This is a genomic window from Bradyrhizobium frederickii (assembly GCF_004570865.1).
In the GTDB taxonomy this organism is placed as follows: Bacteria; Pseudomonadota; Alphaproteobacteria; order Rhizobiales; family Xanthobacteraceae; genus Bradyrhizobium; species Bradyrhizobium frederickii.
In genome coordinates this window covers 201,938-217,474 of sequence record NZ_SPQS01000011.1, presented here as the reverse complement: position 1 = coordinate 217,474, position 15,537 = coordinate 201,938, and the positions used below count along the sequence as shown (strand labels likewise).

Here is a 15,537-nt window from a genome sequence, read left to right as displayed (position 1 = left end):
CGCCGTCACGCCAGCACATCCGCCGCGACCGCCTTGAGGACATCCCGGACGTCGGACGGCTTCAGCCGGACCTGCAATCCGCGCTGGCCGCCATTGAGATAGACGAGATCATGCGCGAGCGCGCGCTGCTCGATCACGGTACCGACCTGCTTGCGCTGACCGAACGGGCTGATGCCGCCGACCTTGTAGCCGGTGACCCGTTCGGCCTCCGGCGGCTTCATCATCTGCGCCGACTTGCCGCCCGCGGCAGCGGCGAGCTTCTTCATCGAGACTTCCTGGTCGGAGGGGACGACCACGCAGACCGGCTTGCCGTCGACCAGCGCCATCAGCGTCTTGAGGACGCGCGCGGGGTCCTCACCGAGCGCGGCGGCCGCCTGCAGCCCGATGCTCTCGGCATCAGGATCGTAGTCGTAAGCGTGGACGGTGAAGGCAACACCGGCGGCTTGAAGCGCACGGGTGGCTGGGGTGACTTTGGACATGGGTCACGTTTACCACCGTCATTGCGAGGAGCGAAGCGACGACGTGGGCACATTTGCCCACCACACAACTCCTGTCATCGCCCGGCTTTGACCGGGCGATCCAGTACTCCGAGACAGTTATGGCTCAATGGATGAGCCGCGGCGTACTGGATGCCCCGCCTTCGCGGGGCATGACAGCGGTTTGTATGGCAAGTCTCGTGCGCGCGGTAACGACGAGACCTTCCCTACTCCGCCGCGTCCCGCATCTCCGCGCGTTCGGCTCTGACCGCGCAGAACTTGAACTCCGGGATCTTGCCGAACGGATCGAGCGCCGGGTTGGTGAGCAGGTTCGCCGCCGCTTCCGCGTAGCAGAACGGCATGAACACCATGTTCTCTGGCACGTCGCGGTCGGAGCGCACCTTGACCTCGACCGCGCCGCGGCGGGTCTCAAGGCGAATGAAATCGCCGGGCGCAAGCTGCTTCTTGCGCATGTCCTTCGGCGACATGAAGGCGACCGCCTCCGGCTCGATCTGGTCGAGCACCTGGGCGCGGCGGGTCATCGAGCCGGTGTGCCAGTGCTCCAGCACGCGGCCGGTCGACAGCACCATCGGATATTCCGCGTCCGGGATCTCGTCCGGCGGGATGACCTTGGCCGGCACGATCTTGCCGCGGCCGCTCGCGGTCGGGAAGCCCGTGGTGAAGATGATCTCGTTGCCGGGCTGGTCTGGCCCATCGACCGGATAGGTCACCGCGCCTTCGCGCACCAGCCGCTCCCAGGTGATGTTCTTCAGCGACGGCATCAGCTCCGCCATCTCGGTGAAGACGTCGCCGGGACCGGAATAATTCCACGGCAGGCCCATGCGCTTGCCGATCTCCTGAATGATCCAGAGATCCTGCCGCGCATCGCCCGGCGGCTTGATCACCTGGCGGGCGAGCTGCACGCGGCGATCGGTGTTGGTGAAGGAGCCGTCCTTCTCCGCGAAGGCCGAGGCCGGCAGGATCACGTCGGCGTGGAACGCGGTCTCCGTGACGAAGAGATCCTGCACCACGAGATGATCGAGCATGGCGAGCGCATGGCGCGCGTGCTGCAGATCAGGATCCGACATCGCGGGGTTCTCGCCCTCGATATACATGCCCTTGATCTCGCCGGCATGGATCGCGTTCATGATCTCGACCACGGTCAGGCCGCGCACGGGATCGAGATCCTGCTGCCAGAGCTTCTCGAAGCTGGCGCGCAGATCGTCGCGCCCCACCGGCTGATAATCCGGCAGGAACATCGGGATCAGGCCGGCGTCGGAGGCGCCCTGCACGTTGTTCTGGCCGCGCAGCGGATGCAGGCCGGTGCCGGGCCGGCCGACCTGGCCGGTGATCAGCGCGAGCGCGATCAGGCAGCGCGCGTTGTCGGTGCCGTGGACATGCTGGCTGATGCCCATGCCCCAGAAGATGATCGACGACTTCGCCCGCGCATAGGTTCGCGCGACCTCGCGCAGCGTCTGCGCCGGGATGCCGCAGATCGGCTCCATCTTCTCCGGCGTGAACTCCTTGATCTTCTCCTTGAGGTCCTCGAACCCCTCGGTATAGCCGGCGATGTACTGGTCGTCGGTCAGGCCTTCGGCGATGATCGTGTGGATCATCGCGTTCAGCATGGCGACGTCGGAGCCCGGCTTGAACTGCAGATGCTTGGTGGCGTGACGCGACAGCGACTGCCGGCGCGGATCCATCACGAACAGCTTGGCGCCGTTCTGCTTGACCGCGTTCTTGATGAAGGTCGCGGCGACCGGATGGTTCACGGTCGGGTTGGCGCCGATCACGATGATGACCTCGGCATCCATCGCCGCCGAGAACGGTGCCGACACCGCGCCGGAGCTCAGGCCCTCGAACAGGGCCGCCACCGACGAGGCGTGGCACAGCCGGGTGCAATGGTCGACGTTGTTCGAGCCGAAGCCGGTGCGCACCAGCTTCTGGAACAGATAGGCCTCTTCGTTCGAGCCCTTGGCCGAGCCGAAGCCGGCCAGCGCCTTCACGCCCTTCTCGTCGCGGATCTTGACCAGCCCCTTGGCGGCGATGTCGAGCGCTTCGTCCCAGCTCGCCTCGCGGAAATGGGTAAAGGGGTTGGCCGGATCGACCTGGTCGTTGGCATCCTTCTTCGCATTCGGCAGCCGCACCAGCGGCTTGGTCAGGCGATGCGGATGGTGGATGTAGTCGAAGCCGAAGCGGCCCTTGACGCAGAGACGGTTGTGATTGGCGGGACCGTCGCGGCCTTCCGCATAGATCACCTTCTCGTCCTTGACCTCATAGGTGACCTGGCAGCCGACGCCGCAGAACGGACAGAGCGAATCCACCTTCCTGTCGGCATAGGTGACGCGGGTCTGCTTCTCGTCCAGCATCACGGCCGGCATCAAGGCGCCGGTCGGGCAGGCCTGCACACATTCGCCGCAGGCGACGCAAGTGGACTCGCCCATGGGATCGTCGAAGTCGAACACGATCTTGGAATCGTGATTGCGATAGGCCATGCCGATGACGTCGTTGACCTGGACCTCGCGGCAGGCGCGCACGCACAGGCCGCACTGGATGCAGGCATCGAGGTTGACGCGCATCGCCGGATGGCTGGCGTCGGTCGCCCAGCGTTCGGCTGCGGGAAAGCGGCTCTCGGTCACGCCCGTGGTCTCGGCCCAGTGCCAGAACTTCGAATCCGGATCGTGGCTGGTCTCGCGCGCCGGCTGGTCGGCAACGAGCAGCTCCATCACCATCTTCTGCGCGGACACCGCACGCGCGCTCTCGGTCTTCACCTTCATGCCGACCGACGGCGTGCGCTTGCAGGACGCTGCGAGCACACGTTCGCCCTCGATCTCGACCATGCAGGCGCGGCAATTGCCGTCGGGGCGATAATCGGGCGCGGGCGAATAGCACAGATGGGGAATGTCGCGGCCCTGCCGCTTGGCCACCTGCCAGATGGTCTCGCCGGGCTTGGCCTCGACCTGCTTGCCGTCGAGCTCGAACGTAATCTTGGTCATTCGGCCGCTTCCTTGAACTCGTCAGGGAAATATTTGATCACTGAGGACAGCGGATTCGATGCCGCCTGTCCGAGCCCGCAGATCGAGGCGTCGCGCATCGCCTGGCTCAATTCTTCCAGCAGAGCGCGGTTCCAGACCGGCTTCTGCATCAGCAGCGCCGCCTTCTGGGTTCCGACGCGGCACGGCGTGCACTGGCCGCAGCTCTCGTCCTCGAAGAACTTCATCAGGTTCAGCGCCGCCGCGCGCACGCTGTCCTTTTGCGACAGGATCACGATCGCAGCCGAGCCGATGAAGCAGCCGTATTTCTCCAGCGTGCCGAAATCGAGCGGGATGTCGTCCATCGACGCCGGCAGAATGCCGCCGGACGCACCGCCCGGCAGATAAGCGTAGAACTGATGGCCGTCGGCCATGCCGCCGCAATATTCGTCGATCAGCTCGCGCACGGTGATGCCCGCCGGCGCCAGCTTCATGCCGGGATTCTTGACGCGGCCCGAGACCGAGAAACTGCGCAGGCCGTGACGCTCGTGCCGGCCGTTGCCCTTCCACCAGTCGGCGCCCTTCTCGACGATGTCGCGCACCCACCACAGCGTCTCAATGTTGTTGATCAGCGTCGGCAGGCCGAACAGGCCGACCTGGAACGGGTAAGGCGGCTTGTGCCTGGGCAGGCCGCGCTTGCCCTCGATGCTTTCGAGCAGCGAAGATTCCTCGCCGCAGATATAGGCGCCGGCGCCGCGGCGCATGTGCAGCGTCGGTCCGCCCGGCGGCAGCTTGGCAATCTCGCGCTCCAGGATCTCGCGCGAAGCCGGATATTCGTCGCGCAGATAGATGTAGACGTCGGACGCCTGCACCACATGCGCCCCGATCAGCATGCCTTCGATGAATCGGTGCGGATCGCTTTCGAGATAGTAGCGGTCCTTGAACGTGCCGGGCTCGCCCTCGTCGCCGTTGATCGCCATCAGCCGCGGGCCGGGTTCGCCCAGCACGGCGCGCCATTTGCGTCCCGTGGGGAAGCCGGCGCCGCCGAGCCCGCGCAGCGAGGCGTCGTCGAGCGACTTCAAGAGATCGTCCGTCGACAGCTCGCCCGAGCGCAGGCGGCCCAGCAGCTTGTAGCCGCCGCCGGCGACATAGGCGTCGTAGCCGACATAGTTCGGCAGATGGGCGTGGGTGTCGCCGGCCTTCGCGACCGCCATCACATTGGCGACGGTCGCATGATCGACGAAATTGTGCCCGACCTCGGCTGCCGGCGCGGTATCGCAGCGCCCAACGCAGGGCGCGCGCACGACGCGGATGCCGGGTCCTGACGCGCTTTGCAGGTCCTCGAGCAGCTTCTCGCCACCGAGCATCGCACAGGTCAGGGAGTCGCAAACGCGGATCGTCAGCGGCGCGATGTCAGGCTCGCCCTCCTTCACCACGTCGAAATGCGCATAGAAGGTCGCCGTCTCGAACACTTCGGCGAAGGCGAGCTTCATCTCGTCGGCGAGCGCAGCCAGATGCGCAGCCGAGATCTGGTGATACTTATCCTGGATCAGGTGCAGATATTCGATCAAGAGATCGCGCCGCCGCGGCCGGTTGCCAAGCAGCTGCTCGATCTCGTGCGCGGCGTTGGGATCGACCTGGCGCCCCTTGGGCGTGGCCTTGGCGCGCCGGCGCCCCTCGCCGGGATGCTCGAACGGGCGGACCTCATGCACGTCGTGGCTCATCGATTCGTCTCGATCTCGTCTTTTAGAACAGGTCCAGTTCTAGCTCTTGGCATGCCAGATGCCAAGCAAATTATCATGCTCGCGGAAGCAGTTAAGCGCAGCCCAAGGGCAGCCCTGGATCGCTGCCCGCACACGGCCTGGCGTTCGTCCAACGCGCCAATCGATAGAACGAAGCCCGAATTGGCCTGGAGATCAATAAAGGCGTCCTATGCTGCGATTGCGAAGTCGTATCGAGCTCCCGGCTCCGAGGCTATCGGTGCCCCCTTCACACGAAATGAGCGGCGGGAGCGCGCAAGGCCGCGCTCCCGCTCGCGAAGATGTGCGATCAGAAGATCTTCACCGCGCTCTCCAGCGTCTTCCAGACGCCCCATGCCAGCGGCACGCCGACGAAGGCCCAGAACATTGCGGCACTGGCGTCCAGACCGCCCTTGCCGATGCCGAACGAGCCGTGCTGGATCGACGCCGCGCTCTTGGCACTCGCCGCCTGCAATCTGGCGACTTCCTCCTGGCTCATGTTCCACTTCGGATCGACCGGCTTGATCATGTAGTTGCAGATCAGACCGGCAATCAGCATGGCGCACAGGATGTACATCGTCGTGTTGTAGAGCTGGTCGCGTGGCACGCCGGCAGCGAGCTGGAACTCGCGGATGTAGTTGACCACAACAGGACCGATGATGCCGGCCGTCGACCAGGCCGTCAGCAGCCGGCCGTGGATGGCGCCGACGAACTGGGTGCCGAACATGTCGGCCAGATAGGCCGGCACCGTCGCGAAGCCGCCGCCATACATCGACAGGATGATGCCGAAGCCGAGCACGAACAGGAGTTTCGAGCCCATCGCCGCGAAGGTGGGTGCCAGCGCGTAGAGCGCGATGCCGAGGAGGAAGAAGGTGTAGTAGGTGTTCTTGCGGCCCATGAGGTCGGACATCGAGGCCCAGAAGAACCGGCCGCCGATATTGAACAGCGACAGCAGACCGGCAAAGCCGGCGGCGATCGCGGCGATCGCAGCCTTCTGTTCGCCCGAAAGCTGGCTGAAGCTCAGCTCGGGATGCCCGATCAGCTTGCCGGCGAAGATCTCCTGGAGCATGGGCGAGGCCATGCCGATCACGCCGATGCCGGCCGAGACGTTCAGGCAGAGCACCCACCAGATCAGCCAGAATTGCGGCGTCTTGTGCGCGTTGTTGAGATGGACATGGTGCTCGGTGATCATCGACTTCTTCTCGCTCGGCGGCGTCCAGCCGTCGGGCTGCCAGCCGGGCGGCGTCACCCGATACGAAAACGCGCCGATCATCATGAAGACGAAATAGATCACCCCCATCACGACGAAGGTCTGCCAGACGCCGACGTCGCTTGTGCTCTTGAAGTAGTTGATCAGGAGATTGGCGAGCGGCGCACCGATCATCGCACCACCGCCAAAGCCCATGATGGCCATGCCCGTCGCCATGCCGCGGCGATCTGGGAACCATTTGATCAGCGTCGACACCGGCGAGATGTAGCCGAGGCCGAGCCCGACGCCGCCGATGACGCCGGCCCCAAGCCACATGATCCAGAGCTGGTGAACGTAGACGCCGAAAGCGCCGATCAGAAGACCCCCACCCCAGCAGCAGGCGGCGACAACGCCCGCCTTGCGCGGGCCGGCGCGCTCGAGCCAGCCGCCCCAGATCGCGGCGGAGACGCCGAGCAGAACGAAGAACAGCGTGTACATCCAGCCGAGGCTTGCGACCTTCCAGTCGCAGGTCGTGGTGAACAGCTCCTGCCACAGCGAGATGTCGGCGCAGGCCTTGCTCTGCGAGATGCCGATCGCGCGCGACAGCGGCAGCCAGAATACCGAGAAGCCGTAGGCCATGCCGATGCAGAGATGGATGCACAGCGCGGCCGGCGGCACCAGCCAGCGATTGAAACCGGCCTTCGCGATCGTGCGTTCACGATCCAGCAAGCCGGGAGCACCAACCGGTGCATAGACAGTATCGGCAGTCGTCATAAGCATTTCCTCCCAAGCGCGGCCTTGCCGGCACATCGGTTTGAGACCGCTCATGCGCGGGCCTGGCAGCCCGCGCATGACCGGTCGGATTTCATGCCGAAGTGGAATCGTCTGGCGCGCATCGCCTCGTATGCGCCGAGCAAGCACTGATCGCGGGCGATGTCCCTTCGCCTCGCAAGCAGCGCGTTGCAGTGACGGCGATCGCGCCCTCGTCCCCCCTCAACACCCTGTCTTGAGATGAGCAACGCGCGTGCCAGAAATCGCATCGTGATGATTCAACGACTTCCCGCAGCGCAATGTGCCGCGCCGGACAGAATGTCCAAAATCTCGGGACAAAATGTCCAATCAGCTCGCTTCCGGCAGCCACATCGTGAAGGTACTTCCGGAACCGAGATGGCTTTCGGCCGTGATCTGTCCACCCTGGCGCTTGATCAGCGTCTGGCTGATGGAGAGGCCGAGCCCGGTGCCTTGCCGCCGTTTCGTGGTGTAGAAGGGATCGAAGATCTTTTCGATCACCTCTTCGCTCATGCCGATGCCGGTATCGGTGACCTCGATGGCGACGCCTCGATGGCCGTCGCGCTCGGCATCGAAGGAGCGGAGCGTCAGGGTCCCGCCGTCCGGCATGGCGTGGATCGCGTTGACGATGAGATTGACCAGCACCTGCTGCAGCTCGTTCCGGTTCATCAGCACGAGCCGATTGGCGCGATCCTCCCTGACCACGGCGATCTCGGTCTTGTTCAGAAGATGCTGCACCAGCGGCAGGCAGTCGGAGATGACGCTGGCCGGCGCATGGCGCTCGACATAGCCGGCATATTCCTCCGGCCTTGCAAACTGCAACAGCTTGGTCACGATCTGGCTGATGCGGTGAATCTGCTCGTCGAGCAGGCGAAACTCGACCTTTGCCTTGTCGGCATCGGCCCCGAACACGCTGCGGATGACGTCGAGGTTGCCTTGCATCACCGCGATCGGATTGTTGATCTCGTGGGCAACGCCGGCGGTGATCTCGCCGATCGCCGCCAGCTTCTCGGACATGATGAGCTGCTTGGTGGTCGCCTCGAGCTTGAGATTGGCGTGCTCGAGGTCCCGGGTGCGCTCCAGCACGCGGACGTTCAGCTCCTCGTTCCATTCCCGCAGCTGCCGGTCGCGTTCCTGGATCTGGTCGAGCAGGCCGTCGAGATGAACCGCGACGCGGCCGATCTCGTCGCCCGACACCGGCATCTTGGTGCGGGCGGACAGGTTGCCGCGCTCCACCTCGGCGATCGTCGCCGTGACGCGCTCCAGCGGCATGAAGATGGAGCTCGCCCAGCGCAGGAAGATCGGTACGGTCGCGGCGGTGATGGCGATGAAGGCCGCGATGATGATCAGCAATGTCTGGTATTTGGCCTCGCTGAACGGCTTCTCCAGAAAACCGACATAGAGCATGCCGACCCGCTTGCCATAGCTGTCGACCAGCGGCTCGTAAGCGGAGATGTACCAGTCATTGACGACGAAGGCGCTGTCGAGCCAGGTGCGCCCCTCGCCCAGCACGGCCGAGCGCACCGCCGCCGACACGCGCGTGCCGAGCGCGCGACGTCCCTCGAACAGGCGGACGTTGGTCGAGATCCGCACGTCGTCCAGGAACAGCGTCGCGGTGCCCTGGCTGCCCTCCGGCAGGCTCGCGGCGCGATAGACGAGGTCGTTGATCGTGTCGATGAATTCGAGATTCTGGTTGAGCAGGGTGCCGCCGACCAGCGCCGCGGCGCCCCCGTCGGGCAGCGTCGCCCGGCTCGCCGCATGCACGACCATGCCGCGCGTCTCCGTGCTGCGGTCGGTCGGCACCGCGTTCGGGGTCGGCACGAGATCCAATCGCGCGCGCTCGGCCAGGGCTGGCGAAATCGCGGCTAGCTCGTCATTGCCGAAAATATCGACGCCGGTCGCAGCGACCTGGCCCGACAGCGCCGAAACGATGATCGGCCAGTCGCGTCTCGGTTGGTGCTGCAGCGGCGGCGATGAGGCCAGGACCTCGCCGCGATCGTTGGTCAGATACAGGAAGTCGAGACCGATTTCCTTGCGGGTCTCGTCGAGCAGATCCCGCAAGGAGCCGCGCGCATCCGGCGCCAGCACCTCGTGGAAGCGGGCCGAGAGGCCAAGCGCCCTGACCTGGACGCCGGTCTTTTCCAGGATGCGGGCGAGATATTGATGGGCGATGGTGAGATCGCCGTTCACCTTGGAGATCAGGGTCGCGTCGAATTTCGCGTTCCAGCGGTAGATCGCAACGCCGAGCAGGAGCGGCAGGATGACCAGCATCGGCAGCAACGCGATCGCGAGCAGTCGGAAGCGGACGGAGCGTCGCCGCACCAGCTCGCCGCCGCGGCCGGCGCCATCAGACATCCCACAACGCGCATTTGCGGTCGATGGTCTTGCGCGAGATACCGAGGCGCCGAGCCGCCTCCTCGCGATTGCCGTTGACCTCCTTCAGCACGCCGAGAATGTGACGGCGCTCGAGCTCGGCGAGGCTGTCGGCAGGCGCCGACTGACCATCGTTGCGGGAGCCTGCGAAATCGTCGGGGAAGGCGCCGAGGATCAGCGTGCGCTCGATCAGATTGCGCAGCTCGCGCACATTGCCCGGCCAGTCATAGCTTGCGAGCGCCGCCCGCACCGAGGCGTCGATCGGGACCGGCGGCATGCCGAGCTGAACCGACAGCTTGCTCATGAAGATGCCGGCAAGCTCCAGCACATCGTCGCCGCGATCCTTCAGGAGCGGCAGGCGGATCTGCATCACGTTGAGCCGGTAGAACAGATCGGCCCGGAAACGGCCCCTCTCGACCTCCTGCTGAAGCTCGGCATTGGTCGCGAAGATGAAGCGCAGGTCGACCGGAACTTCACGCTCGGAGCCGACCGGACGGACGCGGCGGTCTTCGAGCACGCGAAGCAGCTTGCTCTGCATCGGCAGCGGCAGCTCCCCGATCTCGTCGAGGAACAGCGTGCCGCCATGGGCATACAGGAACAGGCCCTCACGGCCCGAATCGGCGCCGGTGAAGGCGCCCTTGATGTGTCCGAACAGCTCGGCCTCGATCATGTCGGGCGGGATCGCCGCGCAATTCACGGGCACGAACGGCTTGTCGGCGCGGTCGGACAGCGAGTGGATCGAGCGCGCCGCCACTTCCTTGCCGGTGCCGGATTCGCCGGTGAGGAGGATCGAGGTCGGCAGGGGCGCGACCCGTGCGATGGTCTCGCGCACGCGCAGCGTCGGCGCCGACTGCCCGATCAGATTGTCGCGCAGAAAGGCGCGGTCGGAGGAGGCGCGCAAGGCATAGCGCAGGACGTAATTCTCGCGCTGGAGCCGGACACGGTCGAGGCATCGCGCCACGGCATTGAGGATCTGGTTGGAGCGGAACGGCTTGAGCACGAAATCGGCAGCACCCGCGCGCAGGGCCTGGATCGCGGTGTCGAGGTCGGCAAAGGCGGTAATCAGGATGGCGTCGGCGAAAAAGCCGACGGCGCGCTGCTCGGCGAGCCAATCGACGCCATTCTTGCCTGGCATGATGTTGTCGAGAATGACGACGTCGTAGCGGTTGGAATCGAGCTTGCGCGAGGCCTGGTCGGTATCGGCCGCCTCGTCCACCAGCTTGCAGCGCGGTCCAAGCGTGCGCACCAGGAAATTGCGCATGCCCGGCTCGTCGTCGACGATTAGGATGGAGGCCTGCGCCAGCGCGCCGAACTCCGGCCCTGCCGCCGTCTTGCCGGGCTTGACGGCAGGCTCGCGGCTTGCTGCGGAAGGTGCGGCTGCGCTTGCCCTCGATGTTGAGAAAGTCATGCCCGATGTCTTAGGTTTGAGACCATCCACGCAACAGCCGGCGCCTTTTCGCATTGCAGCGAAACCCGGCCACCCCCGCCGGAGCAGCATAGTCAAACGCTGCCGCCGTGAATATGCACCTTTCTACGGGCCATCGCCCTTTTCGACCAGGAACACAATGCGGGCCTCATTGCGCTCGGTGATCTCGACCTTGTCGCCGGTCTCGCGGATCAGATTCGGAATGTCAATCACCGACAGGGGATCGGTGCAATGAACCTCGAGCTGATCGCCGGGTTGCAATGGCTTGAGCGCCTTGCGCGTCTTCAGGGCGGGCAGCGGGCATTTCAGGCCGGTGAGATCGAGCATCGTTCTGGTCATGGGCGCAACATGGCGGGACGTAGCGATGGCGTCAACGCAAGGCCGCTAGAGCAGATCGGCGTAGGACAGAAAGCCGACATCCTGCCCCGGCTCGATGCCCGTGATGCTCTCACCGAGCTCGACGAGGCCGTCAGTCTCGACCAGCGAGGACAAGAGCCCGGCTCCCTCGCGCGGAAACTTGATGGCCTCGAGCCGGCCGTCCTGCGCGCGGCGCAGGGAAACGCGCACATATTCGCGCCGGCCCGCCTTCTTCTTGTAAGTGAACGCGGCGCGCAGCGGGATCGGCGTCAACGGTTCCGGCAGGCCGCCCGCCAGCGCCAACACCGTCGGCCGCACCACATGGACGAACGTCACGAAACTCGCGACGGGATTGCCGGGCAATCCGATCAGCGGCGTGCCGCCGATGATGCCCATCGCCACGGGACGGCCGGGCTTGATCGCCATCCGCCACAGCACCAGCGAGCCGATGCTCTCGACCGCCGCCTTGACGTGGTCCTCCTCTCCGGTCGAGACACCGCCGGTGGTGAGGATCAGGTCATGGTGACCTGCGACCTGCTTCAAGCCGTTCGCAAGCGAGGTACGCTCGTCGCGCAGAATGCCGAGGTCGCTGACCTCGCAGCCGAGCCGGCGCAGCATCGCCATCAGCATGAAGCGGTTGGAATCGAACAGCTGCGAGGGCGCGCGCGGCTCGCCGGGCGAGGCCAGCTCGTCACCGGTCGAGAACACCGCGACGCGAATGCGTCTGACCACGTCGAGTCTCGTCAGACCGAACGCAGCCGCCAGCGCGACGTGCTGCGGCCGCAAGCGCTGGCCCGCGCGCAGCGCGACATGTCCCTGCGGGATGTCCTCGCCCGCGGGCCGGACATTGGCCCCAGGCTTCAGCCCCGGCGGCAGCACGATCCTGCCGGCCTCATCGACGCGGACATCTTCCTGCATGAAGACGGTCTCGGCGCCCGGCGGCGTCGGCGCGCCCGTGAAGATGCGCGCGGTGTGGCCGGGCTTGATCGGTGCCTGTGCAAGCCCGCCGGCCGGGATGCGGCCGTCAAGCGGGAATGCCTGCTCGGCGCCAACAGGAAGATCGGCATTGCGCACGGCGTAGCCGTCGACGGCCGAGTTGGTGAAGGGCGGCAACGGCAGTGGCGCCGCCACGTCGCGCGCCAGCACGCGCCCGTCTGCGTCGGTGAGCGCCACCGTCTCCAGATCGGCGATCGCGTTGACGCGCGTCGTGATCAGCCCAACGGCGTCGTCGACCGACATCATCGGGCCTCCGAAGGCAAAGCAATCGTCCGAGAGTTGCGCCATTGTGCCTCGTCAGCGTATCGCGGCGCTTGTCGCCACCACTTCCTCGACCGGCATCGCCGCGCGCAGCAGCAACGCCGCAGCAGCCTCGATGTCGTCGAGATGGACAGTCGGCAGCCGAGTGTCAATGGCGGCGTCGGTCGCGATCCCGGCGATGCCGGGATCGTCGGGAAACAGCAGCGGCTTGCCGTTGGCCGCGCGATGCACCTCGATCTTGCGATGCGGCTCGCGCTTGAAACCCTCCACCACGACGAGATCGACCGCGGACAGCTTGCCCAATAATTCCGGCAGCCGCGGCTCCGCCGCGCCGCGCAATTCGTGCATCAGGGCCCAGCGGTTTGACGAGGCAACCAGCACCTCGGCCGCGCCAGCCTCGCGATGGCGCCAGGAATCCTTGCCGGGCACATCGACGTCGAACTGATGGTGCGCATGCTTGATCACCGAGACGCGCAGGCCTTGCGCGTTGAAATGCGGGATCAACCGCGCCAACAGCGTGGTCTTGCCCGCCCCGCTCCAGCCTGCCAGGCCGATGACTTTCATAACCGTTCGATCTCCGCCAACGGCTCGCTGGCCGATGGAACCTCCGCCCTCTCCCCGTCATTGCGAGCGTAGCGAAGCAATCCAGATTGCCACCCGCGGAAAAATCCTGGATTGCTTCGCTGCGCTCGCAATGACGCCGAGGCGGCATTTCGCTCTGTTGCCGCCATGCTTATATCGGCTTGACCCGAATGTCATGCTAACCTCGCGGCCATGATGAAGATCGACAAAGCCCCGGTGCCCCTGATCGTCCCCAATCCGGACGACCCGCGCCTGACCCAGAGCGTGACCGGGACCGACCAGACCGGCGCCAGGGTCGAGATCAAGGTGCCGATGGAGCGGCCCCTGACGCTTTACCTGAACGCCCAGGAGATCGTCACCATGATGACGATCGGCGACTATCCGGAATATCTGGCGCTCGGCTATCTGCTGAACCAGAACATGCTGAAATATAACGACGCGGTCACCGAGGTCGAATACGACGACGATCTCCAGGTGGTCGTGGTGCGAACCGAACATCACACCAATTTCGAAGCCAAGCTGAAGAAGCGAACGCAGACCTCGGGCTGCGCGCAGGGCACCGCTTTCGGCGACCTGCTCGAAGCCGTCGAGAGCGTCGCGCTGCCGAAGGCGGAGCTGCGTACATCCTGGCTGTACCAGATGACGCAGACCATCAACACCATGCCCTCGCTCTATCTCGAGGCCGGCGCGATCCACGGCTGTGTGCTGTGCCAGGAGGGCACCCCGCTCTGCTACACCGAGGATGTCGGCCGGCACAATGCCGTCGACAAGATTGCCGGCTGGATGTATCGCCACGGCGTCGACGCTTCCGACAAGATCCTTTACACCACGGGGCGCCTCACCTCCGAGATGGTGATCAAGACGGTCCGCATGGGCATCCCGATCCTGGTGTCGCGCTCCGGCTTCACCGCCTGGGGCGTCGATCTCGCACGCCAGGTCGGACTGACGCTGGTCGGCCGCACACGCGGCAAGCGCTTCATCGTCCTCGCGGGCGAGGAGCGCATCGTCTACGACCAGAACCTTGCTTACGTCGAGGAAGAATCGGCGAAGCACAAGCGCAAGGGTGAAGGTGGTGACGACTGAATTCCCGGCCACGCAAGCCGTGCTGCTCGCCGGCGGCCTCGCCCGCCGCATGGGGGGCGGCGACAAGCCGATGCGCACCATCGGTGGCCGCACCATTTTGGAACGCGTGATCGCGCGCCTGAAGCCTCAATGCAGTGGATTGATCCTCAACGCGAACGGCGATCCCGCGCGTTTCGCGGCCTTCGGCTTGCCGGTCGTCCCCGACGACGTGCCCGGCTTCCCCGGCCCGCTCGCCGGCATCCTCGCGGCGCTGGACTGGACCGCGGCGAACCGGCCGGACGTCGAATGGGTGCTCAGCGCCGCCGGCGACTGCCCGTTCCTGCCGCGCGATCTGGTTGCCCGCCTGCATGACGCGCGCGCGCGGGAGAACGCGCAGCTCGCCGTTGCCGCATCGGGCGAGCAGTCGCATCCCGTGATCGGCCTGTGGCGGGTCGCCTTGCGCGACGAGCTGCGCCACGCGCTGGTCGTCGAAGACCTCCGCAAGATCGACCGCTGGACCGCACGCTATCCGCTGGCGACCGTGACGTGGCCGGCCGAGCCGCTCGATCCGTTCTTCAACGCCAACACGGTCGAGGACATCGCCGAAGCCGAGCGGCTGGCGGCACTGGATGACGCGGCCTAGCGGCGTTACGATTTCGGAAACTCGTTGAGAAGCTGCGCCCAGATGATCGCGAAGGCGATCAGGCCGCAGAGACCGAGGGCCGTGGTGAATCGCGGCAGACGGCCGATCGCAACCAGCAGCCAGGCCGGCAGAAAGAACGCCCCGAAGACCATGCCTAGCGGAAACACCGCGAGCCATTGAAAGCCGCTGCGGTCCCCCTGCGGGACATTCGCGATGTGATAGAAGGTGTAGAGCCAGAACAGCGTTCCGGCCGTCGCGATGAGTGTAGCAAGCTTGCGGAAATTGAAGGGCGTCGATGCAGTCGTGACCTGGCTCATATTCCTTGGTCGTAGCGGCGGCCATCCAAGTTCATGACGTCCTGAACCGGACCCGGGACCGCAGCGACCACTGACCGAACCCTGCCCCGGATGAGCCATGGCCGACTCTCTCGTGAATGTCATCTTCGATGTTGTCGATCTCGCCCTCGATGTTTCGGAGGTGATCGATCGCACGAAGCAGCTGAGCAAGCCCGACACCGTCGAGGTCCCGCCGGATCCAAAACCGCTACCGGCCGCCGCGCAGCGTGCGCTGGCCGAAGCCGAGCAACGGGAGCGCAAACGCGATCAGCCCGATCTAGCCGCCAGCGGCACCGACTAGGCGTCGCAGCCGTAGACCCAGCCGAGCCCATGTTGG

At 65.5% G+C, this 15,537-nt stretch carries 13 protein-coding genes; 3 read left to right on the top strand and 10 right to left on the bottom strand.

Annotation, left to right across the window (positions count from 1 at the left end; all coding sequences use genetic code 11):
• Positions 1–5: 5 nt before the first annotated feature.
• The 9 genes from ybaK to mobB form a co-directional block, all read right to left on the bottom strand.
• Positions 6–479: a Cys-tRNA(Pro) deacylase gene (gene ybaK, locus E4K64_RS20900; RefSeq protein WP_135165194.1), complete on the bottom strand. Its 474-nt coding sequence runs from the start codon at positions 477–479 to the stop codon at positions 6–8.
• Positions 480–703: 224 nt separating this feature from the next.
• The gene (gene fdhF, locus E4K64_RS20895; RefSeq protein WP_135165193.1) at positions 704–3,472 is read right to left on the bottom strand and encodes a formate dehydrogenase subunit alpha; all 2,769 of its coding nucleotides are present in this window, start codon (positions 3,470–3,472) and stop codon (positions 704–706) included.
• Positions 3,469–5,172: an NADH-ubiquinone oxidoreductase-F iron-sulfur binding region domain-containing protein gene (locus tag E4K64_RS20890; RefSeq protein WP_135165192.1), complete on the bottom strand. Its 1,704-nt coding sequence runs from the start codon at positions 5,170–5,172 to the stop codon at positions 3,469–3,471. The genes fdhF and E4K64_RS20890 overlap by 4 nt, the downstream gene beginning before the upstream one ends.
• A gap of 325 nt (positions 5,173–5,497) precedes the next feature.
• Complete coding sequence (locus E4K64_RS20885; protein WP_135165191.1) at positions 5,498–7,150, bottom strand: OFA family MFS transporter; 1,653 nt, start codon at positions 7,148–7,150, stop codon at positions 5,498–5,500.
• 345 nt (positions 7,151–7,495) lie between these two features.
• Entirely contained in the window at positions 7,496–9,520 is a 2,025-nt protein-coding gene (locus E4K64_RS20880; protein ID WP_135165190.1) for a sensor histidine kinase, read from the bottom strand.
• Positions 9,513–10,946, bottom strand: a complete 1,434-nt coding sequence (locus E4K64_RS20875) for a sigma-54-dependent transcriptional regulator (RefSeq protein WP_135165189.1) — start codon at positions 10,944–10,946, stop codon at positions 9,513–9,515. The genes E4K64_RS20880 and E4K64_RS20875 overlap by 8 nt, the downstream gene beginning before the upstream one ends.
• A gap of 123 nt (positions 10,947–11,069) precedes the next feature.
• Positions 11,070–11,303, bottom strand: a complete 234-nt coding sequence (locus E4K64_RS20870) for a sulfurtransferase TusA family protein (protein WP_028134664.1) — start codon at positions 11,301–11,303, stop codon at positions 11,070–11,072.
• Between the two features lie 45 nt (positions 11,304–11,348).
• Positions 11,349–12,605, bottom strand: coding sequence for a molybdopterin molybdotransferase MoeA (locus E4K64_RS20865; RefSeq protein WP_135165188.1), 1,257 nt, complete (start codon positions 12,603–12,605; stop codon positions 11,349–11,351).
• A 9-nt stretch (positions 12,606–12,614) separates the two neighbouring features.
• On the bottom strand, positions 12,615–13,142 hold the full coding sequence (gene mobB / locus E4K64_RS20860) for a molybdopterin-guanine dinucleotide biosynthesis protein B (protein ID WP_135165187.1): 528 nt from the start codon (positions 13,140–13,142) through the stop codon (positions 12,615–12,617).
• Between the two features lie 210 nt (positions 13,143–13,352).
• Here mobB and fdhD point away from each other — a divergent pair, with 210 nt between their 5' ends.
• Both fdhD and mobA read left to right on the top strand, forming a co-directional pair.
• Positions 13,353–14,243, top strand: a complete 891-nt coding sequence (fdhD, locus tag E4K64_RS20855) for a formate dehydrogenase accessory sulfurtransferase FdhD (RefSeq protein WP_135165186.1) — start codon at positions 13,353–13,355, stop codon at positions 14,241–14,243.
• The gene (gene mobA / locus E4K64_RS20850; RefSeq protein ID WP_135165185.1) at positions 14,224–14,865 is read left to right on the top strand and encodes a molybdenum cofactor guanylyltransferase MobA; all 642 of its coding nucleotides are present in this window, start codon (positions 14,224–14,226) and stop codon (positions 14,863–14,865) included. The genes fdhD and mobA overlap by 20 nt, the downstream gene beginning before the upstream one ends.
• 5 nt (positions 14,866–14,870) lie before the next feature.
• Here the strand turns inward: mobA and E4K64_RS20845 are convergent, their stop codons facing one another.
• Positions 14,871–15,182 carry a hypothetical protein gene (locus E4K64_RS20845; protein ID WP_135165184.1) on the bottom strand — a complete coding sequence of 104 codons (312 nt, stop codon included), beginning with the start codon at positions 15,180–15,182 and terminating at the stop codon, positions 14,871–14,873.
• A gap of 97 nt (positions 15,183–15,279) precedes the next feature.
• Between E4K64_RS20845 and E4K64_RS20840 the strand changes: the two genes are divergently transcribed.
• Entirely contained in the window at positions 15,280–15,501 is a 222-nt protein-coding gene (locus E4K64_RS20840) for a hypothetical protein (RefSeq protein ID WP_135165183.1), read from the top strand.
• The last annotated feature ends 36 nt before the right edge of the window (positions 15,502–15,537 follow it).

Excerpts from the sequence above, each read along its gene's own strand:
- E4K64_RS20870 (WP_028134664.1), bottom strand. The coding sequence starts at position 11,303 with ATGACCAGAACGATGCTCGATCTCACCGGCCTGAAATGCCCGCTGCCC.
- ybaK (WP_135165194.1), bottom strand. The coding sequence starts at position 479 with ATGTCCAAAGTCACCCCAGCCACCCGTGCGCTTCAAGCCGCCGGTGTT.
- mobB (WP_135165187.1), bottom strand. The coding sequence starts at position 13,142 with ATGAAAGTCATCGGCCTGGCAGGCTGGAGCGGGGCGGGCAAGACCACG.
- E4K64_RS20885 (WP_135165191.1), bottom strand. The coding sequence starts at position 7,150 with ATGACGACTGCCGATACTGTCTATGCACCGGTTGGTGCTCCCGGCTTG.
- E4K64_RS20840 (WP_135165183.1), top strand. The coding sequence starts at position 15,280 with ATGGCCGACTCTCTCGTGAATGTCATCTTCGATGTTGTCGATCTCGCC.
- fdhD (WP_135165186.1), top strand. The coding sequence starts at position 13,353 with ATGATGAAGATCGACAAAGCCCCGGTGCCCCTGATCGTCCCCAATCCG.
- E4K64_RS20880 (WP_135165190.1), bottom strand. The coding sequence starts at position 9,520 with ATGTCTGATGGCGCCGGCCGCGGCGGCGAGCTGGTGCGGCGACGCTCC.
- fdhF (WP_135165193.1), bottom strand. The coding sequence starts at position 3,472 with ATGACCAAGATTACGTTCGAGCTCGACGGCAAGCAGGTCGAGGCCAAG.
- E4K64_RS20875 (WP_135165189.1), bottom strand. The coding sequence starts at position 10,946 with ATGACTTTCTCAACATCGAGGGCAAGCGCAGCCGCACCTTCCGCAGCA.
- E4K64_RS20845 (WP_135165184.1), bottom strand. The coding sequence starts at position 15,182 with ATGAGCCAGGTCACGACTGCATCGACGCCCTTCAATTTCCGCAAGCTT.
- E4K64_RS20865 (WP_135165188.1), bottom strand. The coding sequence starts at position 12,605 with ATGGCGCAACTCTCGGACGATTGCTTTGCCTTCGGAGGCCCGATGATG.
- E4K64_RS20890 (WP_135165192.1), bottom strand. The coding sequence starts at position 5,172 with ATGAGCCACGACGTGCATGAGGTCCGCCCGTTCGAGCATCCCGGCGAG.